Source organism: Alloalcanivorax marinus, assembly GCF_016785095.1.
GTDB classification, from domain to species: domain Bacteria; phylum Pseudomonadota; class Gammaproteobacteria; order Pseudomonadales; family Alcanivoracaceae; genus Alloalcanivorax; species Alloalcanivorax marinus_A.
The window spans coordinates 176,602-199,603 of sequence record NZ_JAEKJB010000002.1 but is presented as its reverse complement, the minus strand read 5'-3'; the positions used below and the strand labels follow the sequence as shown (position 1 = coordinate 199,603).

Genomic DNA, 23,002 nt, shown 5'->3' with positions numbered 1-23,002 from the left:
CACGAAGAACAATGACGGTGAGGATCACTGCCGAGCGGAGCGATGTGGCCCCATTGCGGCAACGACACCCCACCCGGATAATCCGCGCCATGCTGCCTACCTATTTGAACGAGCTGGCCCGGGCCCTGCCCCCGGTGCTCGGCGACGGCGCCGACCCGGTGCTGGCGCTGAGCCGCCAGCGTCTGATCGACAAGCCCCACGGCGACCTGCCCCGCTGGCGCGATGCCGTGGCCGCCCTGCCACCGGGCCCCGCGCCCCATGACCTGGACCGGGACACCGTCACCCTGGGTGCGCCGGGCGCGGCCGTGGATCGCGATGCCCTGGTGACCGCCCTGCAAGGGCTGATCCCCTGGCGCAAGGGCCCGTTCGAGTTCTTCGGCCAAACCGTGGACACCGAATGGCGCTCCGACTGGAAGTGGCAACGGGTGGCGCCGCACCTGTCCGACCTGCGCGGTCGCCGGGTGCTGGACGTGGGTTGCGGCAGCGGCTACCACGGCTGGCGCATGGTGGGCGCCGGCGCCGACTTCGTGCTCGGCATCGACCCCACCATCCTGTTCCTGATGCAGTATCTGGCGGTGAGGCGTTACGCGCCACGGGCGCCGTTCTGGTTCGCGCCGCTGCGCATGGAAGAGCTGCCCGCCAGCGCCGCCTTCGACACCGTGTTCTCGATGGGCGTGCTCTACCACCGCCGCTCGCCCCTGGACCACCTGCTGGAACTGGCCGGCGCCCTGCGCCCGGGCGGCGAGCTGGTACTGGAGACCCTGGTGGTGGAAGGTGGCGAACACACCGTGCTGATGCCCGAGGGCCGTTACGCGGCGATGCGCAATGTGTTCTTCCTGCCCAGCAGCGCCCACTTGGCGATCTGGCTGCGGCGCAGTGGCTTCGAGGAGGTACGCTGCGTGGACGAAACCGTCACCACCACCGACGAGCAGCGCGCCACCGACTGGATGCGCTTTCAATCGCTGCCGGACTTCCTCGACCCGGACCATCCGTCACGCACCCGGGAGGGCCACCCGGCGCCTCGCCGGGCCACCCTGGTGGCCCGCAAACGCCGCTGATTGGCCCGCAAGGACCCGGCATTCCGGGGCACACTGCGCGGGCCAGTTCATCGAGTGCGAGGACCGCCATGACCGTCACCCTGGAACAACCCCTGACCCTGCCCTGCGGGGCCGTTCTTAAGAACCGCCTGGCCAAGTCGGCCATGAGCGAGACCCTTGGCACGCCGGGCAACCGGGTCACGCCCCGCCTGCCACGCCTGTACCGGACCTGGGCGCGGGGTGGCACCGGCCTGCTGATCACCGGCAATGTGATGATCGACCGCCATGCCCTGGGCGAGCCCTGCAACGTGGTGGTGGAGGACCGCCGCGACCTGCCGCGTCTGCGCGACTGGGCCCGCGCCGGCCAGGAAACCGGCGCCGCCATCTGGGTGCAACTCAACCATCCGGGCAAGCAAGCACCGGCGGCGCTCAACCGGCGCTCGGTGTCACCCTCCGCCCTGCCCTTCGAGGACCCGGGCCTGAAACGCTTCTTCCACACCCCCAAGGCGCTCAGCGTGGCGGAGATCCAGGACATCGTGCGCCGCTTCGGCGAGACCGCCGCGATCATGAAGGAAGCGGGTTTCGATGGCGTGCAGATCCACGGTGCCCACGGCTATCTGGTGAGCCAGTTCCTGTCGCCACGTCACAACCGGCGCGAGGACGAGTACGGCGGCAGCCCGGACAAGCGCATGCGCTTCGTGCTGGAAGTGTACGACGAGATCCGTGCCCGGGTGGGCGACGATTATCCGGTGTCGATCAAGCTCAATTCCGCCGATTTCCAGAAAGGCGGCTTCGGCGAGGAGGAATCCCTGGCGGTGGTGGAGGCCCTGGCCGCCCGGGGCATGGATTTGATTGAGATTTCCGGCGGCACCTATGAGGCGCCGCGCATGGCCGGAGCCGGGGTGCGCGAATCCACGCGCCGGCGCGAGGCGTATTTCCTGGAGTACGCGGAGCAGGTGCGCCGGCGGGTGGCGGTGCCGTTGATGGTGACCGGCGGTTTCCGCTCCCGGGACGGCATGGCGGCGGCACTGGCGGACGGCGCCACGGATCTGATCGGCCTGGCGCGGCCGCTGGTGGTGGACCCGGCGTTCAGCCGGCGGCTGCTGGAAGGTGAGGCGGTGACCAGCGCGGTGGCGCCGATCCGTACCGGGATTCGCGCGGTGGACAACGCGGCGATGATGGAGGTGTCCTGGTATACGCTGCAGTTGGCGCGCATCGCGCGGGGCAAGGCGCCGATGGCGGATGCCGGTGGGCTCAGTTCGTTGCTGAAGGTGGCCGGCGTGGTGGGCTGGCGGCGGCTGCGGATGGGGCGGTTGCGGGCCTGATTTGGTGGCTCCCGGATGTGGGAGTCTCTCTAGCGGGGCCGCGAGTCGGCCTGGGCCCCTTTCCGGGAACGTCGTGAATCCATCCCTGGAGACTCCCGGTTTGACATCCTGTCAAACAGGGTCCCGGAAAGGGGCCCAGGCCGACTCGCTCCGAGGTAGCTTCGCCGGAGCGCACCGTTTGGGTTGGGGTGAGCCCCATCGCGACTGAAGTCGCTCCTACAACTTCGATACACCATCGTAGGAGCGACCGGGCGGCGTACCGCTTCAGTCGCGATGGGGCGGTACCCAGAGCGGTTGTGGGGGGCGGCGGTGGCGGGCGAGGAGTAGCAGCAGGAGGCCGTAGCCGAGGCATTGGGCCAGCATCAGCGTGAGCTCCGGCGCCAGTTCATGGGGGGCGGCGCCCATCTGGTTGAGCTTGAGGAAGGCCTGGATGCCCGGGGTAGCCGGGACCAGGTCCGCTAGCCAGCGCAGCGCCGTGGGCAGGCTTTGCGAAGGCCACACGAAGCCGGCGCAGAACACGATCGGCAGGGACGAGACCAGCACCACCAGGGTGGGCCCTTCGAGGCGGTTCACCGCGTAACCCAAGGCCAGGGCGCACAGGCCGGTGGCGGTCAGGAACAGGGTGGCCAGGGCCAGCAGCGCGATGGGATCGGCGTGGCGCGGCACCTGGTAGTACTGGAAAAAGACGCCGAAATAGAGCATCGCGAACAGCAGGTAGATGGCCACGAAGTTGAGCAGGCGCAGCGGCAGCGCCAGGCGCAGCGGCACGGCGGCCTCGCCCTGCCCGCGCCGCCAGCGGTCGCGGGCGGTGAGGCAGCCGGCGGCGATCAGCAGGGTCTGGTGCAGGATCAGCACGAACACCGCCGGCACCACGTAATCGATATAGCCCTCCAGCGGATTGAAGGCACCTTCGCGTACCAGCCGTACCGGCTGCAGTTCGCCGGGGATGCGCGTCATCTCGCGGCCCTGCATCAGGGCGCGGCGGGCCTGGGTTTCCAGGCTCAGGGTGGTGCCGGCGGTGAGCAGCCCTTCCACCACACGGCTGTAGATCAGGAAGTAGCTGGCGTCGCCGGCGTAGCTGAGCGTGGTGGGCCGGCCCAGCATCAGGTCGCGCTGAAAGTGGGCCGGGATCACCAGCAGGCCGTGGGCGCGGCCCTCGGCGATCCATTCCCGGGCCTGGTCCTCGTCATCGAGCCGGGCCACCACCCGCACCTCCGGGGTGGCTTCCACCCGCCGCGTCAGCTCCCGCGCCAGGGCGGAATGATCCCGGTTGACCACCACCACCGGTTGCTCGCCGGGCACGTTGTGGCGGTATGGAAGCGGGTACAGAAAGGCATAGAACAACACCCCGCCGAGCAGCACCATCATCACCGCGGAGTCGCGGTACAGATAGCGCCACTCCTGGCCCCAGGCCCGCGCCAGCCGGCTCATGAGGCACCGCCCCCGGGCAGGGCCCGGACACTGAGCGGCAACGGCGCCAGGAACAGCAGTAACGCCACCAGTGGCGGCCACAGGGTGGCGAAGGGCGCGGCGTGGTCGGCCACCGCCACTTGCAGTTCCATGTAGTGGGTGGAGGGCATCAGCGCGCCCCACCACCAGGCCAGGGTGTTCATGTCGGCGCGCGGGAAGGTAATACCCATGAAGGCGAACGCCGGCGCCAGGTAGGCGGCGCAGGCACTGAGCGCATGCAGGGGCTCGGGCATCAGTGCCACGATCAGCACCGCCATCGCCTGCACGGCGAGCACGGTGAGCGCCAGGCCCAGCAGCAGCCAGCCCCAGCCGCCGGCCGGCTGCCACTCCAGAAACACGGCGAACAGGGCCAGCATCAGCAGCCCCTGCAGCCAGAACACCAGGCCCAGCGGCGCCAGGGTCGAGGTCATCGCCTTCAGCCGGGCACCGTTGCCGGCCGGCAACGGCGCCCGCCGCAGCCGCCAGAACACCGCCAGCACGGTGGCCACCACCAGCAGCACCTGCCACATGGCGGGGGCGATGGCGGTGACCAGGAAACGGGCGTAGCTCATGGCCGGGTTGAACAACGACACCACCTGGGGGCGCACCGCCTTCACCGCCAGGGCCACACGCGGTGCCGGGTCGCCGTGGGCGAGGCGCAGGGCGGCCCCGGCCCGGGCGCCGTAGTCGCCCACCGCGTCCACCAGGGCGGAGCCGATGAACTTGCCGGCCAGCAGGTACTGGGTGTTCTCAAAGGCCGCCAGCCGGGGGCTGCGCCCCTGGCGCAGATGGGCGGCGAAGTCCTCGGGAATCACCAGGGTGGCGAGCACCTCGCCCCGGCGCAGGGCGACGCGGGCGCCCGCCAGGGAGCGGTATTCCCGGTGCACCGCCAGCCCGGGGCTGGCGTCCAGGGCGCGGATCAGCGCCCGGGAGGCGCCGCCCGGGTCCAGGTTGACCACCGCCAGGGGCAGATCCCGGGGCGCGCCCTGGGCGAAGATCGCCAGGAACAGCAGCGTCGCCAGGGGCGGCAGCCACAGGCTCAGCAGGCGCAGCCAGGAGTCCTCGCGCAGCGCCTGGCCGCCATCGGGCAGCGCCATCTCAGGGCTCCGCCTCCAGCAGCACGCTCATGCCGGGGCGCAGGCCATCCACCGGGGTCCTGGGACGCAACTCCACCTCGAAGGTGCGCAGGTCGTAGTCCTGGCCGGCGCCGGTGGCCCGCCAGGTGGCGTAATCACCCCGGGCGGCCAGATGGGAAACCTGAAATTCCGCCTCCCGGTCCAGAGCCGGTATCGAGAGGGTGAACACCTCCCCGGGCTGGAACCGGGCCAGGTGATCTTCACGCACGTTGAACACCGCCCAGGCGTCGTCCAGATCGGTGAGGGTCACCACCGGGAAGCCCTGGGGCACCAGTTCGCCGGGTTGCAGGGCAACGTCGTCCACTTCGCCGGCATGGGGAGCGGTGACGCGGGCGTCGTCGAGCAGTTCCTGGACTTCCTGGCGCAGGCTGGCGGTGACATCGCCGGTGGCGGTGCTGGCGTCGCGGGCCTCGGAGCGCGGCCCCGCCTCCGCCAGCTTCAGCACCTGGCCGGCGGTGACCCGGGTTTTCACCGCCACCTGCCAGGCGGTATAGGCTTCGTCGAGCTTCTGACGCGCCACCACGCCCTCGTCGGCCAGGGCGCGCACGCGCCGGTAGGTGGTCTCGGCGAGCTGTTCGGCCACCTTGGCCTTCTCGAATTCGCTGCGCGCGGCCTGGATCTTCTCTTCCCGGGTGCCGCCTTCCACGGCGCTGATCAGGGCGGAGGATATGCGGTCCAGGGCGTCCACCTGGGCCAGTTTCTGCTCCAATTCCGGGCTGTCGATGGTGAACACCGGGTCGCCCTTCGCCACCCGGTCGCCCTTGCGCACCAGGGTTTCGGCCAGGCGCCCGGGCACCTTGGAGGAGACCAGGTACTGGCGGGCTTCCACCTGGCCCTGCAGCAGCGGCGTGCGCGGGCGATAAGCGTTCCAGAAGGCGGTCGCCAGCAGCGCCACCGCCACCACGGCCACCAGGGCGATCAAAACGGCGCGCGCTTTCATGGTGTCTGTTCCCCTTGTTCCTGATAGTCGATAAAGCGCCGCACCTGGCCGGTGAGCGCCATCACCTGGGCCAGCGCCACCACGTAGCGGAACGCCGCCGCCTGGCGGTGGGTGCGCGCCGCGGACAGCGCCGTTTGCGCGTCCACCACGTCCAGCGAACGGCCCAGCCCTTCCTCGAAGGCGCGCTGGCGCAGGTGCAGATTTTCCTCGCCCAGCTCGATCTGGCTGGCCAGGGTGCGGTATTCGTTCAGGGCACGGCGTGCCTCCCGGTACTGGCTTTCCAGCATCACCGCCAGCTCCCGGCGGGCGCCGGCGCGCAACCGCCGTACCCGCTCCACGGCGGCCTCGGCGGCGCGCACCTTGCCGCCACGACCGGCCCGGTCGAGCAAGGCGAAACGCACACCCACGCCCACCATCCAGTCCGGGGTCAGCTCACTGATCAGGGCATCATCCTCGTGTAGGTTGTAGCTGCCGTACAGAAACAGGTTGGGGTGGAACAGTCCCCGGGCCATGTCGCCCCGGGCGCGGGCGCCCTGCTCCTTGAGGGCCAGCAGCCTGAGGCCGGGGTGATCCTCCAGGCGTTGCTCGAGCGCGTCGTCCTCGGGCAGTGGGTGGACGAACAGTGGCGAGGCGGGAGTCACCGGCGTTTGCGCGTGCACCAGACGGGTCAGGGCCAGGCGGGTGATGTCCCGTTTTTCCCGGGCCGAGGCCAGATCGATGCGCGCCTGGTCGTAGGCGGCCTGGGCGGCCAGGCGCTCGACGCGGGCGATCTGGGCGTGCTCCTCGAGCCGGCGGGCGGCCTCCAGGTGGCCGGCCAGGGTGTCGGCGGCGGCCTGGCGGGTGGCCACCAGGTGCTCGGCGGTGACCAGCCCGAAATAGGCGCCGACCAGCTCCAGGAAGCGGGCGCGCCGCAGCTCCTCGCGCAGGGCGCCGGCTTCGTCGCGGCCCAGCTCCAACAGACGGCGCTGGCCGTGCACGCGCCCGCCGGTGTACAGCGGCCAGAACGCCAGCAGCGAGGAACGGGCGATGTCGCGATCGTCGGTGAGCGGCGTGCTGAACACGTCCGGGCCGCCCAGCAACTGCACCAGCAACTGGCCGGCACTGGTGCCGGCGAGGCTGTCCAGCGGCTCCAGATCCAGCACATTGAGTTCCGGTCGACGGTCCAGGCGGGTATAGGTGCCCAGCAATTCCACCTGGGGCAGCAACAGGGCGCGGGCGGAATCGGCCAGGGCCCGGGCGCTGTCCTCGGCGGCGGCACCGGCGGCCAGGTTGTCGTCCTCGGCGAGGAGACGGCCCCAGGCCTGCTCGAACGTCAAGGGCGCCGCCCCGGCGCCCATGGTGGCGGCGCCCATTAACAGCACCGCCAGAAGCCTCCACATACTCACTCTCCCTGCCCCACCCCGAAACCGGCTCGATGGAAGGAAACATAATAACACCGGGTGATTACCGGTTCCCGGATCAGGCGGTCAGATATTGATGCAGCGCAGCCTGCAAGGCGCTCAGTGTGAGCGGCTTGATCAATTGCCCGTCCATGCCCACCTCCTGGATGCGCTCGGCGTACTCGGGCATGACATGGGCGCTGAGCGCCAGGATCACCGCGGGCCGCCAGCCGTTGTCCCGCTCCAGGCGGCGCATGCGCCGGGCACTCTCGAAACCGTCCATGACCGGCATGTCCAGATCCATCAGCACCAGCCGGTAGGCACCGCCGCCGGCGGTGAATTCGGCCAGGGCCCGCTGGCCGTCGTCGCTGAGCACCGGTGCCGGTACACCAAGCCGCTCCAGGTAGCCCCGGGTGACCATCTGGTTGACCGGGTTGTCCTCGGCCACCAGCACGCGCAGCCCGGCGCGGTCGTCCTCCGGCTCGCGCCGGGACAGCAGAGGCACCTGGCCCGGGCCACTGTCGCTGAGCAGTTGCAGCAGCTCCATGACGGTGAGGACCGAGCGGCGCACCAGGGTGATGTCATCGCGCATCACCACCTCGCCGCTTTCGCGCATGCCACACAACAACAGTGGCCGGAAACCGGCGTTGCGCTGGCGGGCCGGGCGCAGTCCCTGGTCGAGCAACACGCCATCGGTGACGCCGTTGACCAGCAGGTGGGTGGCGTCCGCTTCGGCCAGGGCGGCACGGGCGCCCTCCTGATCGGTGACCACGCGCACGTGGGCGAAACGCCGGTCGCCGTCGATCAGGCCCTTGAGATTGCCGACCTGGTCCCAGATCAAGGCCGGCTCCCGGGGCGGCTCGGGCATCGGCACCGGCGGCGCGGCCACCGGTACGGTGAGCGCGAAGTGGAAACGGGCGCCCTGCCCCGGAGCACTGCGCAACTGGATCTCGCCGCCCATCAGACGCACCAGCTCCTGGCTGATGGACAGCCCCAGGCCGGTGCCACCGAAACGCCGCGCCACCGACGCGGACGCCTGACTGAAGTGCTGGAACAGGCGGCGCTGCTCCTCGCGGCTCATGCCCAGGCCGCTGTCGGCCACCGAAAACGACAGGATCACATCGTGCTGGCCGGCCCGTTCACAGCGGGCGCGTACCCGCACCCAGCCGTGGCGGGTGAACTTCACCGCGTTGGCGATCAGGTTGATAAGCACCTGGCGCAGGCGGGTGGCGTCACCACGCACCCGGGCCGGCAAGGCCGGGTCCACGTCCACCAGCACCAGGTCACCGTTGTCGCTGGCCGGCAGGCTGAACATGTGGGCACACTCAATCACCAGGGCGGCGGGATCGAATTCACCGATATCCAGCTCCAGCTTGCCCGCCTCCAGCTTGGCGTAATCGAGCACGTCGTTGACCAGGGTATTGAGGGTTCGCCCGGCGTTCTCGATCAGGGCGATGTAGTCCTGCTGGCGGGGCGAGGGATCGGTTTCGCGCAACAGTTCCGCCAGCCCCAGCACACCATTGAGGGGGGTGCGGATTTCATGGCTCATGCGCGCCAGGAACTGGCTCTTGGCACGCACCTCGGCGTTGCCCCGCACCGCCCGGGCGGTGATGCGCAGGAACAGCAGGCTGGCCGCCAGCACCAGGGCGTAGGCAAGGGCCAGGCCGGCCAGCATCCAGGCGGTGTCGCGCACCACCCGATCGTGGCCGTTGCGGGCCAGGGCGCCGGCCATGTCCACCGAGGTACGCGCCAGCGCCCGCAGGCCGGCCAGTGGGCCATCGGCCCGGGCCAGACCCTCGCGCCAGGACATCGACAGATCGCCAGACAGGTCCACCGCCTCGCTGCTCCAGCGCAGGTAATCGTTCAGGTCGTCCCGGACCTGATTCCAGCGACGCTGCAGCACGGCCATTTCCGGGCCGTCCGGGGCGGCCAGTTGCTGGTCCACATCGGCCATGGCCTCTTTCAACTGCTCACGGGCCCTGTGGAATTGATAGAGGGATAACGGGTCCAGGGTATTACCGGTGGTGCCGCCATACAGCAGCAGCGCGCGCACCACGCCGAGGTGGCGGCGCACCTCGCGCAGGCCATTGAGGGGCAGCACCAGCGCGCGGCCGGGGCTGGCCAGGCGGCTGTCCGACAGGTGCGACAGATACAGCACCGCCGCCAGGGAAGCGTGCAGGCGACCATCGATCTGATCCAGAGCCCGGAAGGGCGCCAACACGCCCCCCACGGCGGCACCCGCCTCCATGGCCCGCCAGGCCCTCTCCACCCCGGCGACGATGTTGGCCAGGTCCGGAGTGCCCTCGTTTTCCATCGCCAGCCGATAGCTATCAAGGCGCTGATCGGCCTCGGCCACGGCGGCCTGATAGCGGGCCGCCAGCTCCTCGGACGTGCTCACCGCCGCCGCCGCCGCCAGATCCCGGCTCTGCTCCAGGGGTTCGCTGGCGCGCAGGCCGGCGGCGAACACCAACAGATCCGCCTGCACCTCATGATGACGATCGTGCAGTTCCAGGCGGTACTGATATAACAGCGTGGCCATCACCACGAACGGCACCGTCACCAGTGCCACCAGCAGCAACACCGCGGGAAACCGTCGTTGCTTCATCACACCTGCGTCCTCCCTGGTCGCGCGCGGGGTCAGCGGGGCTTGCGATGTTCACACCGAAAGCGCCAGACTAACGAAGACCGCGTGACAGGATGGTGTTCATGTATCTCCGGGGTGTCCAGATCCTGCCGGCATTATTGATTGTTGTACTGGCTGGCGGCTGCGCCAGCCCGCCACCTACCGCCACCATACCCGAATTGCGCGCCCGCGACGCCGTGGACCGCACTCCTCCGGCGCCGGCGGCGATGCCCGTCTGGCTGGCGGCGGCCCAGGCACCGCCGCGCCTCGCCGGCCTGGACCGCGACGGTGAGATCAGCAACGACGACCAGGGCTGGCGCCGCTGGGTGTACGGCGATCCGAACCGGCGCCTCACCCTGACCCTCTATGGCCTGCCCGAAGGCTGGCAGGATCTGGACGCCACCCGCCTTGTCTCCGGACATTACGGCCAGTTGCGCCAGCAACGCGTCAATCGGGTCTACAACAGCGACGATCTGTCGTTACGCGTGGTGCGGGAACGGCTGTTCGACCTGGAGGGGCATGTCACCGCCAGCGGCGCCTACCTGATCAATCGGCCAAACCGCCGGCCTCTTTACGAAACCCTGCTGCTGACCGTGGACGGCGACCGCTTCATCCGCATCGAGGCGGCCAGCCGGGAGGCGGACACCACGGCGCTGTTGCGGCTGAGCAAGCGGGCGCTGGCCGAGTTTCGGGCGTTCGAGCCGTGATCGTGGCGAATTCCGGGTTGGGTTCTCTATCCGGGGCGCGGAGCGGCGTGGCCCCCTTTCCGGGAACGCCGTGAACCCGTCCCTGGGGGCTCCCGGTTTGACATCCTGTCAAACAGGGTCCCGGAAAGGGGGCCACGCCGCTCCGCTCCGGGGTAAGCCGCGCCGGCGGTTTTTGGAGGAGGATTACGGCAAGGCCACGGCAAGAAGGAGCGGCAGGGTCAGGAAGGACAGCACGGTGGAGAACACCACCATGGCCGCCACCTCCTCCGGCCCCTGCCGGTAGGTCTGCGCCAGCAGGTAGTTGAACACCGCCACCGGCATGGTGGACTGGATCAGGATCACGCCTCTCAACACCCCCTCCACGCCGGCCAGCTCGCACACCAGCCAGGCGGCGGTAAAACCAAGCACCAACCGCAGCACGGCGAAACCGGCGCCGGGGCCGAGATGGCGCACCCGCAACTGGGACAGCGACACGCCCAGGGTGATCAACATCAGCGGGATAGTCAGATTGCCGATCAAATGGACGCTGTTGAACAGCCATTCCGGCAACCGCACCCGGAACAGCACCATGACCACGGCGATCACCACCGATACCAGAATCGGATGACGGAACAGCTTCCAGGACAGCCCCTGGCCGCTGACCACCGCCAGCCCGAAGGAGAACTGCACCACCGAGGTGAGCATCATCCAGGCCAGGGCCAGCGCCAGACCGTGCTCATCGAACGCCAGCATCGACAATGGCAGGCCCATATTGCCGGTGTTGGGGAACATCATCGAGGGCAGGAACACGCGCAGCGGTCGTCCGCACAGATGCAGCACCAGCCAGGCCACCAGTCCGGTGAGGGTGAGCACCGCCAGGAACAGACCGGTGATGCGCGCCAGGGCGGCCAGGTCCAGGTCGCTTTTGCCCAGGGTAGCGACGATCAGGCAGGGGGTCGCCACGGTGGTGACCAGGCCGGTGACCATGCGGGTGTCGAAAGGCCGGCCGGTGCGGCCCCAGAACAGGCCCACGCCAGCGCAGGCCAGCACCGGCGCCATCACCGCCCAGATTTTAGCGATCATGATATTATCCTCGCCCCGGCGCGCGACGCCGGGCGCATCCCGATTCAAGCGGCCCGATTCAAACGGCGTAGTCTGAGGAGCCGGCTCCCACATGTCCAACGGCGATTTCGCCCCGATCCAACCCGCCCAATTGCACTGGCAGGAGCACACGCCGGTGGCCCGGGACTTCGACGACCCCTACTTCTCCCGCCAGGACGGCCGCGCTGAAAGCCACTATGTGTTCCTGGACGGCAACCGCCTGGCGCGGCGCTTCGCCGCCCTCGCCGATGGCGACCGCTTCGTGATCGGCGAGACCGGTTTCGGCACCGGCCTGAACATACTGCTGGCGGCGCGCCTGTTCGCCGAACAGGCCCCGGCCGGCGCGCGGCTGGAACTGTTCTCGGTGGAGAAGCACCCGCTGCGGGCCGATGACCTGGCCCGGGCTCTGGCCCACTGGCCGGACCTGGGCGCCCCGGCGACCGAATTACTGGCCCAGTACCCACCGGCCTCGCCGGGTTACCACCGCCTGACCCTGGCGGACAACATCGGCCTGACGCTGATGTTCGGCGACGCGGAGGCTCTCTGGCGGCTGTGCCCGGCGCGGGTGGACGCCTGGTTCCTGGATGGCTTCGCGCCGGCGCGCAACCCGGCCATGTGGCAACCGGCTCTGTTCGAGCAGCTCGCCGCCCACAGCCGGCCCGGCGCCACCCTGGCCACCTTCACCGCCGCCGGCCCGGTGCGCCGTGGGCTGGCGGAGGCCGGCTTCCAGGTCGAACGCATCGACGGCTTCGGCCACAAGCGGCACATGGTGGTGGGCACCTTCGGTGCCGACCCGGCGGCCTGGCGGCCCGGACGTCAGCGCCGTGGCGAGGCGCTGGTGGTCGGCGCCGGCCTGGCCGGGGCCACCGCCGCCCGGGCGCTGGCGGAGCGCGGCTGGCGGGTCACCGTGGTGGACCCGGCGGGCATCGCCACGGCGGCCTCCGGCAATCATGCCGGGGTGGTCTACAGCACCCCCAGCCCGCACCTCACCGCCCAGAATCGTTTCTACCAGCTCAGCTATGGCCATGCCCTGCGCTGGCTGGCCCGGCACCGCTTCCCGGCGGACGGCCAGGGCGCCCTGAACGGGGTGATCCAGCACTATGTGGACGACAAGCAGCGCGCCAAGATCCGCGCCGCCGCCGACAGCGGCGCCTGGCCGGACTCGCTGCTGCTGGCCGGTGACGACCGCGCCGAATTGCGCGGCGGCGGCTATCTGAACCCGCCGGCCTGGTGCCACGCCCTGCTCGACCACCCGGCGATCCGGGTACGGCGGGCCGCCGTCACCGCCCTGGCCAGCGGCACCCCGGCCCGGGCCACCCTGGACGACGGCGAGCAGGTGGACGCCGACGCGATAGTGATCGCCACCGCCGGCGCCGCCCGGGACATGAGCGTGGACGGCGCCACCCTGGACTGGCTGCCGCTCAAGCTGATTCGCGGCCAGGTGAGCTACTGCGCGGCCACCGAAGCCAGCGCCGCCTGGGAGCGGGCCCGCTGCCATGGCGGCTACCTGACTCCGGCCCTGGACGGCCTGCACTGCGTGGGCGCCACCTTCGATCTGCACGACCCGGACCCGGCGCCCCGGGACCAGGACGACGACGCCAACCTGGCGCAACTGCGCCACCACCTGCCGGACTACTGGGCGGAGCTGGGCGGCGACGGCATCCGGGTGGTGGATCGGCGGGTGGGCCTGCGCTGTCAGAGCACCGACTTTCTGCCCCTGGCCGGCCCGTTGCCGGACCCGGCCAGTGACGACCTGGCCGCCCTGCCCGGCCTGTGGCTGAGCATCGCCCACGGCAGCCGGGGCATCACCGGCACGCCGCTGTGCGCGGAGATCCTGGCGGACCGCATCAGCGACGCGCCGCCACCGGCGGACCGGCCATTGCTGGACGCCCTGGACCCGGTCAGATTCCTGAAACGACAACGAAAAAAACGATAACGAGGTTCGCCCATGTTTCCGATCACCGCCCTGTACGCCGCCCTGTGCGGCCTGTTGGTCCTGGCCCTGGCTTTCAACGTGGTGCGCTACCGCTTCGGTCGGGGGATTTCCCTGGGCGACGGCGGCGACACACGCATTACCCGGGCGGTGCGCGCCCATGGCAACGCGGTGGAATACATTCCCCTGGCGCTGATCCTGATCGCGCTGCTGGAGGGCAACAACGCCAACGCCTGGGCGCTGCATCTGTATGGGGCGCTGCTGGTGCTGGGGCGGGTGACTCATGCCTGGGGCATGACCGGCCCGGGCAGCGAGGTGAACAATTTCCGCAAGCTCGGCATCATCGCCACCTGGACGGTGTTCCTGGTCGCCAGCGTCCATTTGTTGGTGGTGGCTGTGGCGTACTGAAGCGGAACGCCGCCCGGTCGCTCCTACCATGATCGATTGGCACCGTAGGAGCGACTTTAGTCGCGATCACCGCCGTGCCCGCTTCATCGCGACTAAAGTCGCTCCTACTACGCTACCTCGTAGCGTCTCGTCGTGGTCCCCCTTCCGGGACCCTGTCAAACAGGATGTTTGACCGGGAGTCTCCAGGGATGGATTCACGACGTTCCCGGAAGGGGGACCACGACGAGACGCGGCCCGGATGGAGAACCAAGCCAGAAGGCCGCTACAAGCCCAGCTCGCGGAGCTGCTCGCGGGTCATGACGGAGACGGTTTCGGTGGCTTCGTCGAACACCACGGCGGCCTCGCCGCGTTTCAGCTGCGCGCGCACCTGCTCCACCTTGGTGGCGGTGGCGACTTCCTGCTCGCCGTAATCGGTGCCGTCGCGGGTGACGAATTCCTCGATCAGGTTGTCCAGGGTGGCGCGGTCGATGTCGGACCAGGGCACGATGATCGGCATGCTCATAAGCGCAATCCGTTTAAACCATGTTGCCTTCCCGGGACCATTCGCAGCGCACTCGCAGCGGCTCGTCCGAGGGTTCGTGGTAATCGTCGGCGCTGTCCCACAGGAAGGTGTGAAAGCCGGCCAGCTCGGTTTCCAGGTGCACCACGGCGCTGACCCAGTACATGCGCTTGAGCAGCCGTTCGAACTTGGCGATCCAATGCTCCCATTCGTACTCCACCGCGCGGTAGGACATACCGAAGTGGATCACCTGGGTCTGGAAGCCGGCGCCGCTGCCCGGGTCGCCGGCGATGGCGAACATGTCCTGGCTGAGGAACGGCCACTCGTCCGCCTCCGGCAGCTCGCGCAACGCGCGGCGGTTGTGGAAGCAACTGGCCTTGCGCTGCCGATCGTCGCCGAACGGCAGGTGTTTGATGCAGCCGTAAACAATCGACTCGTTATCCAAATCGGACTCCGCTCATCGACCGCAACGCTCCAACTGCACCGCGTAGCGGCTGGCCATGTCCTGGGCGCGGCGGGCGGAGCGCTGCATGTAGGACCGGTTTTTCCAGACGCCCCGGGCGTAGCCGCCGTGGCCGGCGTAGTAGGCCAGGTACAGGTGGTAGGCGTCGTTGAGGGCGATGCCGTTGCGCACGTGGCTCTGGTAGTGATACCAGCCAACGAAGTCCACCGCGTCGCCGAAGTCGTCGCGCTTGGCGCCGCCGTGGCCGGTTTCGCGCTGGTACCAGGCCCAGGTGCCGTCCAGGGCCTGGGGGTAACCGTAGGCGCTGGAGGGACGTTTCCAGGGGATGATGCCGAGCAGTCTGGTGCGCGGTGGCTTGGCATGGGCCTGGTAACCGGATTCCTTGTAGATGGTGGCCATCAGGATCGCCACCGGCACGCCATATTCCTTTTCGCTGCGCTTGGCGGCCTTGTACCAGTTGTTGAACCAGCCCCCCTTCTGATCGAACACCGCGCAGACGTCATCAATGTGGGTGGGGGTGGTGGCGCAGCCGCCGAGCAGCAGCAGCGTCAGCGCCAGAACCAGGACGCGCATGAAAGGACCTCACGATTTCGGCTTGGCGACATGGTAACCGGCGGGGCGGCGGGCCGCCATCCTGGTGGGCGTGGCGGCGGCGCGGCTTCAGCCGCGATTGCCTGGGCCGCGCTCATTGTTCCGGCAAGGCGATGCCGTGGCCGGCCAGGAAGTGGACGAAGCTGTCCTCGTCGATGACCTCGACGCCAAGCTTCTCCGCCTTGGCCAGCTTGGAGCCGGCGGCCTCGCCGGCCACCACCCGGGCGGTGTTCTTGGAGACGCTGCCGGCCACCTTGGCGCCCAGGCTTTCCAGGCGCGCCTTGGCGTCGCTCCGGGTAAGCCGGCTCAGGGTACCGGTGAGCACCCAGGTCTGGCCTTCCAGGGGACGCTCGTCGGCGTCGCCGGCGGGGGCCTTGGCGGCCAGGCCGGCGGCGTAGTCCTCGGCGGCCCGCAGGCGCGCCAGCCAATCATCGGCGCGCAGGCCTTCCTTCAGCTTCTCCAGGGTAGCGGCCTTGACGCCGGTGTCGGCGTCGTCCTCGCCGGCCTCCACCGCCCGGACCAGCGCCTCCAGCGTGCGGTAGTGGCGGCCCAGGGTCTCCAGGGTCTTGTCGCCGACGCCGCTGAGCGGCATGCCCAGGAACTTGGCGCCGCGCAGAAAGCCGGCCAGGGTCAGGCTGTCCACGAAACGGCGCGACGGCACGCCGTCGCTGGCCGGGGTAACGCCGGCGGCAAGCAGTTCGTCGATGACCGTTTCGTTGTGTTCCTCGGCGAAGAAGGCGGCGATGGCCCGGGCCACCTCGCCGCCCACGTCCGGCACTTGCAGGAACAACATCAATGGCGCGTGGCGGATCGCTTCCAGGTCACCGAAGCAGTCCGCCAGGGCCTTGGCGGTTTCCTCGCCGATCTGCAGGATGCCCAGGGCGAACAGGAAGCGACTCAGGCTGTTGCGTTTGGACGCTTCCAAAGCGGCCATCAGATTGGCGGCGGACTTCTCGCCCATGCGCTCCAGTTCGGCCACGTCCTCGGCCTTGAGCTTGTAGAGATCGGCCACGTTGTCGACCAGGCCCTGGTCCACCAGAGCGTCCACCAGCTTGTCGCCGAGGCCGTCGATGTCCATGGCCCGGCGCGAGGCGAAGTGTTTGATCGCCTGGCGGCGCTGGGCGCCGCAGATCAGGCCGCCGGTGCAGCGCGCCACCACGCCGTCGTCGGCGCGCAGTATCTCGCTGTCGCACACCGGGCAGCGTTTCGGCAGATGGATCTCGCGGGCATCGTCGGGGCGCCGTTCCGGCACCGTTCTGACCACCTTGGGGATCACGTCGCCGGCCCGGTAGATCACTACGGTGTCGCCGACGCGAATGTCCAGGCGGCGGATTTCATCGATGTTGTGCAGGGTGGCGTTGCTGACGGTGACGCCGCCCACCTGCACCGGCTCCAGCTTGGCCACCGGGGTCAGGGCGCCGGTGCGGCCCACCTGCCAGTCCACGTCATTGAGCACGGTGAGTTCTTCCTGGGCCGGGAACTTGTGGGCGATGGCCCAGCGCGGCGCGCGGCTGACGAAGCCCAGATCCCGTTGCCAGTCGAAGCGATCCACCTTGTAGACCACGCCGTCGATGTCGTAGTCGAGCTGGTCCCGTCGTTGCTGGATGTCGTTGTAGAAGGCCAGCAGCGCCTCCAGGCCCTGGCAGCGCTTCACCTCCGGGTTGACCCGCAGGTTCAGCTCGCGCAGACGCTCCAACATGGCGGAGTGGGTGTCCGGCCAGGGCTCGCCTTCCAGGCGCGCCACCGAATAGGCGTAGAACTCCAGGGGGCGCTCGGCGGTGATGCGGGAATCCAGCTGGCGCAGGCTGCCGGCGGCGGCGTTGCGCGGGTTGGCGAAGGTCTTGTGCCCGGCCTCTTCCTGGCGGCGGTTGAGGTCGTGAAAGCCGCTGTGCGGCATCACCACCTCGCCACGCACCTCCAGCAGCGTGGGCGGATGGTCGCCGCGCAGGCGCAGCGGGATCGATTCGATGGTGCGCGCATTGGCGGTGATGTCCTCGCCGGTTTCGCCGTCACCCCGGGTGGCGCCACGCACCAGGCGACCGTTCTCGTAGACCAGGGACACCGCCAGACCGTCCAGCTTGGGTTCGGCCACGTAATCCACCGGCCCGCTCACATCCAGGCGTTCGCGCACGCGCTGGTCGAAATCGCGCAGTTCATCGTCGCTGAAGGCGTTGCCCAGGCTCAGCATCGGCACGGCGTGGCGCACTTCATCGAAAGCGTCCAGGGGGGCGTCGCCGACCCGCTGGGTGGGGGAATCGTCGGTGATCAACTCCGGGTGCGCCTGTTCCAGTTCCTGCAGGCGGCGGAAGGCACGGTCGTATTCAGCGTCCGGCACGGACGGGTCGTCCAGGGTGTAGTACCGGTAGGACCAGTCGTTGAGGGTGGTGCGCAGTTGTTGGATCTCGTCGGCGGGGGCCGGGGTTTTCTTCGAGGTCACAGGGAATCGGGTCCTTGGGTTACGGGTGCCGGATTGTGTCGGGGTCGGGCTGTGCACGGAGTCGGTTCAGGGCGGCCGGCGGGCGCTGCGCTTGGGCCGCGATAACGATCAGGTGGGTTCCGACCAGGCCGTTATCGCGGCTGAAGCGGGGTGCCGCCCAGCCGCTCCTACTGTGTTGCCGTGGGCGGTCGGTCAGGCGCCGTGGGAGACGCGCTGGCGGCGTTCGAATTCCTGCACGCGCTGGCGCAGGTGTTCCATGGTTTGCGGCGTGAGCACGCTGTGCTGTTCGTCCTTGAGCTCGCCGTCCAGTTCTTCCGCCAGGCGCCGACCGATGGCCAGCATGCGGTCCAGGGAGGCCAGCGGTTCGCCGGGGCCGGGCAGTTTCATGAAGAAGGTGATGCCGGCGAAGCCTTCGTCTTCCATGGTGTCGATGTCGAAGGTGCCCGGCTCCACCGCGTTGGCCACGGAGAATTCCAGCTGCTCGCCGGCGCGGGTATCGCGGTGGCGGTGGAAGATCTGCATGTCGCCGTAGCGCAGGCCACCTTCCAGCAGCATGCGAAGCAGGGCCTGGCCGTCGAAGCGTTCCGGGCGGCGCGCGATCAGGTGGAACACGATCACTTCCAGGGGCGGGGCTTCCTGGGCCGGCGCGCGGTTCGTGGTCGCGCGGCGCGGCTCCGGGGCGTCCTCGACGGTATCATGGCTAAAGCCGCTCCTACCGGAGTCGGCGCCGGTGTTGGTTCGCGGCGCGTCCGCGGCGCGGGGCGGCTCCGGGGCCGGTTCGGGCTCGGGCTCCGGGGCCGGCGGTTCGGACGCCGCGCGGCGCGGCGGTTCGGCGGCGCGGGGCGCCGGCTCCGCTTCGGCCTCGCCTTCACCATCGAACAAGGTGCCCTGCTCGGCGCGGCGGGCGGCGCCCGAATCCGTCGGCGCGTCCGCCGGGTCCATCATCATCGGCGGATCGGCGGCGTCGCCGTCGTCGTCGACGCCGTCCATGTCGATGGACGCCTGGTCGCGGCGGCGGACCCGGGGCTTGCCCAGGTCATGGGGGTAGTCGTCCTCGTCGTCCGCGTTTTGCTGCCCCTTGTCCTTGCCGAAACGGCGGTCGATGCGCATGCGCAGGCGGCCATGCCGCTCGCGGATCATGCGTCGCACGCCATCGGCGAGAATCAGGAGGATCAGAATGACCAGGATGCCAATCAGTGTTTCCAGATTCAGGCCCATGTTGCCTCTTCCTTAGCTTGGCTCGCGTCGCCCAGATTCATCGGATCAATGTGTTCCCGCATTACATGGCCGCCATTTCGGCGGCTTCGTCCACGTCCACGGATACCAGGCGGGATACGCCCGGCTCGTGCATGGTCACGCCCATCAGGGTGTGCGCCATCTCCATGGCGATCTTGTTGTGCGTGATGTAGATAAACTGTACCCGCTCCGCCATTTCCGACACCAGATTACAGAAACGCCCCACGTTGGCGTCGTCAAGGGGCGCGTCCACCTCATCAAGCAGACAGAACGGCGCCGGGTTCAGTTCGAAGATACTGAATACCAGGGACAACGCCGTGAGCGCTTTTTCACCCCCGGACAGCAAGTGAATGGTGCTGTTGCGCTTGCCGGGGGGCCGCGCCATGATCGCCACGCCGGTGTCGAGCAGGTCCTCGCCGGTGAGTTCCAGGTAGGCGTGGCCGCCGCCGAAAACCTTGGGAAACAGCTCCTGGAGCCCCTTGTTGATGCGGTCGAAGTACTCCTTGAAGCGGGTGCGGGTCTCCCGGTCGATCTTGCGGATGGCGTTTTCCAGGGTCTTGAGCGCGTCTTCCAGATCGTCGTTCTGCTGATCCAGGTACTGCTTGCGCTCGGACTGCTGCTGGTATTCCTCGATGGCCGCCAGATTGATCTGGCCCAGGCGGGCGATGCGCTGGCCGATGCGCTCCAGCTCCTCGGCCCAGGCTTTCTCGTCCGCCTCCTCGGGCAGGTTGTCGAGTATCGTGTTCAGGTCGAAGTGCTGCTCGTCGAGCTGTTCGGCCACGGTCTGGCGGCGGGTGGTCAGGTCCTGCCACTGCATGCGCTTGCCGTTGATGGCATCGCGCACTTCCTGGGCCTGGCGTTCGTGCTGGCCGCGCCGGCCTTCCAGGTCGCGCATGCGGTGCTCCACGTCCTCCAGGCGGCGGCGGGCCTCGGCGAGCTGCTGCTCGGACTCCAGGCGCTGCTCCAGTTTTTCCTCCAGCTGCTCCTGCAGTTCCAGGCCCGGATCGCCGCCGTCGCTGGCCTGGTCCTCAAGCTGCGCCTTGCGCTCGCCGAGGCTCGCCACCTGGGAGGACAAACGGTCCAGGTTCTGGCGCAGGGCATCCGCCTGGGTGCGCGCGCCCTGGGCGTCCATGGCCAACTGGTGGGCCAGGTCCCGTTGCTGGCGCGCCTGCTGGCGGGCATCGTCGAGGGCGGCGCGGGCCTGGTCGCGTTTTGACAGCAGCGCCTCGCGCTCGCCGGAGTCCTGCTCCATGGCGTCCAGGGCTTCCTGGAGCACGGCGCGGGCCTCCTTGATCTGTTGTTCTTCCTGGCTGAGCTGGCCGCGGGCTTCCTCCATCTCGTTGCCGAGGCGCTCGCGGCGCATGGTGATCTGCTCCAGGCGCACCTGGCGGGCGCTGACCTGGGCGTTCACCTCACCCAGCGCCCGATTCAGGCGGGCCGCCTGGCGCTGCACTTCCTCGCGCTCTTCCTCCAGCTCGGCGATCGCCTCGCGGGCCTCTTCCAAGGCGGCCTTGAGTTCCTCCACCCGGGCCTCGGCGCCGTCGATGGTGCCGGCCAGAGCCTCCAGCTCGCGGCGGCGCTCCAGCACGCCGGCTTCCTGGTCCTGCTCGCGCATCACCTTGAGCCAGTCAGGGCCCAGCCAGATGCCGTCCCGGGTGACCACGGATTCGCCGGCGGCCAGGCGCGAACGCAGGGCCAGCGCGGCGCCCAGATCGTCGGCGGCGTGCACGCCGGTGAGCAGGCCTTCGGGGACATCGCCGGTAACGTGATTGATCAGGGCGTCGGCGGCGGGCGCCCCTGAAGCCGCGGGCCCGGCGGCGTTGGCGTCCATCAGGGTGACGCGGCCATGGGTGAGATCGGCGAGCCAGTCGCCGACCCGGTCTAGGCCGTCGATGACCACCGCCTGCAGGGCATCGCCGAGCACCGCTTCCACGGCTTTTTCCCAGCCTTCGGCCACCTGGATGCGGTCCGCCAGACGGGCCTGCCGGTCCAGTTCATGGCGTTCCAGCCAGTCGCTGACCGCGCCGTCGTCGCCCATGGCCGCCTTCTGCAGGGCCTCCAGGGAAGTGTGACGGTTGCGGGCCGCCTGCAAGCGGTCGCGGGCCTCGTCCAGCTCACGGCCACGCTCGCCATTGTCACGGCGCAGCTGGTTGATGCGTTCCTGCAGGCTCTCGGCGCGCAACTCGCTTTCCTCGCCCTGCTCGCGGAACTCCGCCACCTGCTCCTCGAGCTGGCGCATTTCCTGGGCCAGGGGCCCGGAATCCAGGGATTCCTGTTCCTTGGCCAGACGCTCCAGGCGGTCGCCCAGACGCTCGATGGATTTCTCCAGGTGCTGGATGCGGGACTGCTCCACCTCCGCCTGGCGGCGTGACTCGCCGGCCTTGTTATTGAACGCTTCCCAGGCCTGCTGCCACTCCTGCATGGCGTCCTCGGCCAGGGCCAGGGCCTCGGCGGCGGTTTCCTCGCGCTCGCGGGCCAGCTCCAGGTCCGGCTCCAGGTTCTCCAGGCTTTCGTCCAGTTGGGCCAGCTTCTCGGCGTCGGCGCTCTGGTGGGCCTCGGCCTCCTTCCAACTGGCGCTCACCTGCTCCAGCTCCTCGTAAAGCTGCTGGCGCCGCTCGCGCTGGTGCTGGATGCTCTGCTCCAGGCGCGCCACCTCGGCGCCCAGGGCGTAGTAGCGCTGCTGCACCTGGTTGAAGCTTTCCTGGACGTCGTTGTGGTTCTCACGCAGTTGCTCGATTTCGGCGTCGGCGTGGCGCTGCTCGGCGATGCGCGCCTCCAGGGCCACTTCCAGCTCGCCGATCACCTGATCCAGCTGTTTGACCTGGTTGTCCAGGCCCTTCCAGCGCAGCGCCTTGAGCTGGGCGCTCTTGTGCCGCTCCTCTTCCTTGTACTGCTTGTACTTCTCGGCGGCGGCGGCCTGGCGGCTGAGGCGCTCGAGCTGGCGCTCCAGCTCATCGCGGATGTCGGTGAGCCGCTCCAGGTTCTCGCGGGTGCGGCGCATGCGGTTCTCGGTCTCGCGGCGGCGCGCCTTGTACTTGGAAATGCCCGCCGCTTCCTCGATATAAACCCGCAGCTCCTCCGGCTTGGCCTCGATCAGGCGGGAAATCATGCCCTGCTCGATGATCGCGTAGCTGCGCGGCCCCAGACCGGTGCCCAGGAAAATATCGGAGATGTCCTTGCGGCGGCATTTGGTGCCGTTGAGGAAGTAGTTGGACTGGCCGTCCCGGGTCACCTGGCGTTTCACGGAGATTTCGTTGAACTTGCCGTACTCGCCGGTGACGGTGGCGTCGGAGTTGTCGAACACCAGCTCGATGGAGGCCTGGGCCACCGGCTTGCGGGCGTTGGAGCCGTTGAAGATGACATCGGCCATGGATTCGCCGCGCAGATGCTTGGCGGAGGATTCGCCCATCACCCAGCGCACCGCGTCGATGATGTTGGATTTGCCACAGCCATTGGGCCCGACCACGGCGGTCAGGTTGTCCGGAAACAGGGCCGACGTGGGGTCCACGAACGACTTGAAGCCGGCCAGCTTGATGGTTTTCAGTCTCATAGGGTGCGAACCGCGGCCATCGCCGCTCCAACTCGGGCCGAGGGTCCCGCCGGCGGCGGGACCGTGAGCGATCTAAAGCAGACTAGTCTAGCGGCAAGAGGGCTTGAATTCACCCGGCCCGGGGGCTTTTTACGTGTGCTTGCGGTAACCGCTCCGCAGGGTGGAGATCGCCGTAGGAGCGACTTCAGTCGCGATGGCCCGGCGGGTTG

17 protein-coding genes are annotated in these 23,002 nt (G+C 69.0%); 5 read left to right on the top strand and 12 right to left on the bottom strand.

Annotated features, from left to right (window positions below):
- Positions 1 to 89: 89 nt before the first annotated feature.
- Together cmoB and JF515_RS02685 are read left to right on the top strand one after the other, a co-directional pair.
- Positions 90 to 1,058, top strand: a complete 969-nt coding sequence (gene cmoB, locus JF515_RS02690; protein ID WP_203100749.1) for a tRNA 5-methoxyuridine(34)/uridine 5-oxyacetic acid(34) synthase CmoB — start codon at positions 90 to 92, stop codon at positions 1,056 to 1,058.
- A 68-nt stretch (positions 1,059 to 1,126) separates the two neighbouring features.
- The gene (locus JF515_RS02685) at positions 1,127 to 2,362 is read left to right on the top strand and encodes an NADH:flavin oxidoreductase/NADH oxidase family protein (RefSeq protein WP_203100747.1); all 1,236 of its coding nucleotides are present in this window, start codon (positions 1,127 to 1,129) and stop codon (positions 2,360 to 2,362) included.
- Between the two features lie 264 nt (positions 2,363 to 2,626).
- On the opposite strand, the gene JF515_RS02680 is transcribed toward JF515_RS02685, so the two are convergent.
- The 5 genes from JF515_RS02680 to JF515_RS02660 form a co-directional block, all read right to left on the bottom strand.
- The gene (locus tag JF515_RS02680; protein ID WP_203100746.1) at positions 2,627 to 3,793 is read right to left on the bottom strand and encodes an ABC transporter permease; all 1,167 of its coding nucleotides are present in this window, start codon (positions 3,791 to 3,793) and stop codon (positions 2,627 to 2,629) included.
- On the bottom strand, positions 3,790 to 4,908 hold the full coding sequence (locus tag JF515_RS02675; RefSeq protein ID WP_203100745.1) for an ABC transporter permease: 1,119 nt from the start codon (positions 4,906 to 4,908) through the stop codon (positions 3,790 to 3,792). The genes JF515_RS02680 and JF515_RS02675 overlap by 4 nt, the downstream gene beginning before the upstream one ends.
- A 1-nt stretch (position 4,909) precedes the next feature.
- Positions 4,910 to 5,887 (bottom strand): HlyD family secretion protein, encoded by a 978-nt coding sequence (locus tag JF515_RS02670; protein ID WP_203100744.1) that lies wholly within the window; start codon positions 5,885 to 5,887, stop codon positions 4,910 to 4,912.
- Entirely contained in the window at positions 5,884 to 7,266 is a 1,383-nt protein-coding gene (locus tag JF515_RS02665) for a TolC family protein (RefSeq protein WP_203100743.1), read from the bottom strand. The genes JF515_RS02670 and JF515_RS02665 overlap by 4 nt, the downstream gene beginning before the upstream one ends.
- Before the next feature lie 79 nt (positions 7,267 to 7,345).
- The gene (locus tag JF515_RS02660) at positions 7,346 to 9,871 is read right to left on the bottom strand and encodes a hybrid sensor histidine kinase/response regulator (protein ID WP_203100742.1); all 2,526 of its coding nucleotides are present in this window, start codon (positions 9,869 to 9,871) and stop codon (positions 7,346 to 7,348) included.
- Positions 9,872 to 9,972: 101 nt separating this feature from the next.
- On the opposite strand from JF515_RS02660, the gene JF515_RS02655 reads away from it, so the two are divergent.
- Positions 9,973 to 10,596 (top strand): hypothetical protein, encoded by a 624-nt coding sequence (locus JF515_RS02655; RefSeq protein ID WP_203100741.1) that lies wholly within the window; start codon positions 9,973 to 9,975, stop codon positions 10,594 to 10,596.
- A gap of 183 nt (positions 10,597 to 10,779) precedes the next feature.
- Here the strand turns inward: JF515_RS02655 and JF515_RS02650 are convergent, their stop codons facing one another.
- The gene (locus JF515_RS02650) at positions 10,780 to 11,658 is read right to left on the bottom strand and encodes an AEC family transporter (RefSeq protein WP_203100739.1); all 879 of its coding nucleotides are present in this window, start codon (positions 11,656 to 11,658) and stop codon (positions 10,780 to 10,782) included.
- Positions 11,659 to 11,749: 91 nt separating this feature from the next.
- On the opposite strand from JF515_RS02650, the gene mnmC reads away from it, so the two are divergent.
- Positions 11,750 to 13,612 carry a bifunctional tRNA (5-methylaminomethyl-2-thiouridine)(34)-methyltransferase MnmD/FAD-dependent 5-carboxymethylaminomethyl-2-thiouridine(34) oxidoreductase MnmC gene (gene mnmC, locus JF515_RS02645; RefSeq protein WP_203100737.1) on the top strand — a complete coding sequence of 621 codons (1,863 nt, stop codon included), beginning with the start codon at positions 11,750 to 11,752 and terminating at the stop codon, positions 13,610 to 13,612.
- Positions 13,613 to 13,624: 12 nt separating this feature from the next.
- Positions 13,625 to 14,017, top strand: a complete 393-nt coding sequence (locus tag JF515_RS02640; protein WP_203100735.1) for an MAPEG family protein — start codon at positions 13,625 to 13,627, stop codon at positions 14,015 to 14,017.
- A 262-nt stretch (positions 14,018 to 14,279) separates the two neighbouring features.
- On the opposite strand, the gene JF515_RS02635 is transcribed toward JF515_RS02640, so the two are convergent.
- From JF515_RS02635 to smc, 6 genes are all read right to left on the bottom strand, one after another.
- The gene (locus tag JF515_RS02635; protein WP_410298432.1) at positions 14,280 to 14,519 is read right to left on the bottom strand and encodes a YheU family protein; all 240 of its coding nucleotides are present in this window, start codon (positions 14,517 to 14,519) and stop codon (positions 14,280 to 14,282) included.
- A gap of 13 nt (positions 14,520 to 14,532) precedes the next feature.
- Complete coding sequence (locus tag JF515_RS02630; protein WP_203100733.1) at positions 14,533 to 14,961, bottom strand: hypothetical protein; 429 nt, start codon at positions 14,959 to 14,961, stop codon at positions 14,533 to 14,535.
- A 12-nt stretch (positions 14,962 to 14,973) separates the two neighbouring features.
- Positions 14,974 to 15,552 (bottom strand): hypothetical protein, encoded by a 579-nt coding sequence (locus tag JF515_RS02625; RefSeq protein ID WP_203100731.1) that lies wholly within the window; start codon positions 15,550 to 15,552, stop codon positions 14,974 to 14,976.
- Between the two features lie 112 nt (positions 15,553 to 15,664).
- Complete coding sequence (gene ligA / locus JF515_RS02620) at positions 15,665 to 18,007, bottom strand: NAD-dependent DNA ligase LigA (protein WP_203100729.1); 2,343 nt, start codon at positions 18,005 to 18,007, stop codon at positions 15,665 to 15,667.
- Between the two features lie 192 nt (positions 18,008 to 18,199).
- Positions 18,200 to 19,225: a cell division protein ZipA gene (gene zipA / locus JF515_RS02615; protein ID WP_203100727.1), complete on the bottom strand. Its 1,026-nt coding sequence runs from the start codon at positions 19,223 to 19,225 to the stop codon at positions 18,200 to 18,202.
- A gap of 61 nt (positions 19,226 to 19,286) precedes the next feature.
- Positions 19,287 to 22,793, bottom strand: coding sequence for a chromosome segregation protein SMC (smc, locus tag JF515_RS02610; RefSeq protein ID WP_203100725.1), 3,507 nt, complete (start codon positions 22,791 to 22,793; stop codon positions 19,287 to 19,289).
- Between the last annotated feature and the right edge of the window lie 209 nt (positions 22,794 to 23,002).

Bases quoted from the DNA above. Each gene is read 5' to 3' on its own strand.
- mnmC (WP_203100737.1), top strand. From the start codon at position 11,750: ATGTCCAACGGCGATTTCGCCCCGATCCAACCCGCCCAATTGCACTGG.
- smc (WP_203100725.1), bottom strand. From the start codon at position 22,793: ATGAGACTGAAAACCATCAAGCTGGCCGGCTTCAAGTCGTTCGTGGAC.
- JF515_RS02635 (WP_410298432.1), bottom strand. From the start codon at position 14,519: ATGAGCATGCCGATCATCGTGCCCTGGTCCGACATCGACCGCGCCACC.
- zipA (WP_203100727.1), bottom strand. From the start codon at position 19,225: ATGGGCCTGAATCTGGAAACACTGATTGGCATCCTGGTCATTCTGATC.
- JF515_RS02625 (WP_203100731.1), bottom strand. From the start codon at position 15,552: ATGCGCGTCCTGGTTCTGGCGCTGACGCTGCTGCTGCTCGGCGGCTGC.
- JF515_RS02660 (WP_203100742.1), bottom strand. From the start codon at position 9,871: ATGAAGCAACGACGGTTTCCCGCGGTGTTGCTGCTGGTGGCACTGGTG.
- JF515_RS02685 (WP_203100747.1), top strand. From the start codon at position 1,127: ATGACCGTCACCCTGGAACAACCCCTGACCCTGCCCTGCGGGGCCGTT.
- JF515_RS02650 (WP_203100739.1), bottom strand. From the start codon at position 11,658: ATGATCGCTAAAATCTGGGCGGTGATGGCGCCGGTGCTGGCCTGCGCT.
- JF515_RS02670 (WP_203100744.1), bottom strand. From the start codon at position 5,887: ATGAAAGCGCGCGCCGTTTTGATCGCCCTGGTGGCCGTGGTGGCGGTG.
- JF515_RS02640 (WP_203100735.1), top strand. From the start codon at position 13,625: ATGTTTCCGATCACCGCCCTGTACGCCGCCCTGTGCGGCCTGTTGGTC.
- cmoB (WP_203100749.1), top strand. From the start codon at position 90: ATGCTGCCTACCTATTTGAACGAGCTGGCCCGGGCCCTGCCCCCGGTG.
- JF515_RS02675 (WP_203100745.1), bottom strand. From the start codon at position 4,908: ATGGCGCTGCCCGATGGCGGCCAGGCGCTGCGCGAGGACTCCTGGCTG.
- JF515_RS02680 (WP_203100746.1), bottom strand. From the start codon at position 3,793: ATGAGCCGGCTGGCGCGGGCCTGGGGCCAGGAGTGGCGCTATCTGTAC.
- JF515_RS02665 (WP_203100743.1), bottom strand. From the start codon at position 7,266: ATGTGGAGGCTTCTGGCGGTGCTGTTAATGGGCGCCGCCACCATGGGC.
- JF515_RS02655 (WP_203100741.1), top strand. From the start codon at position 9,973: ATGTATCTCCGGGGTGTCCAGATCCTGCCGGCATTATTGATTGTTGTA.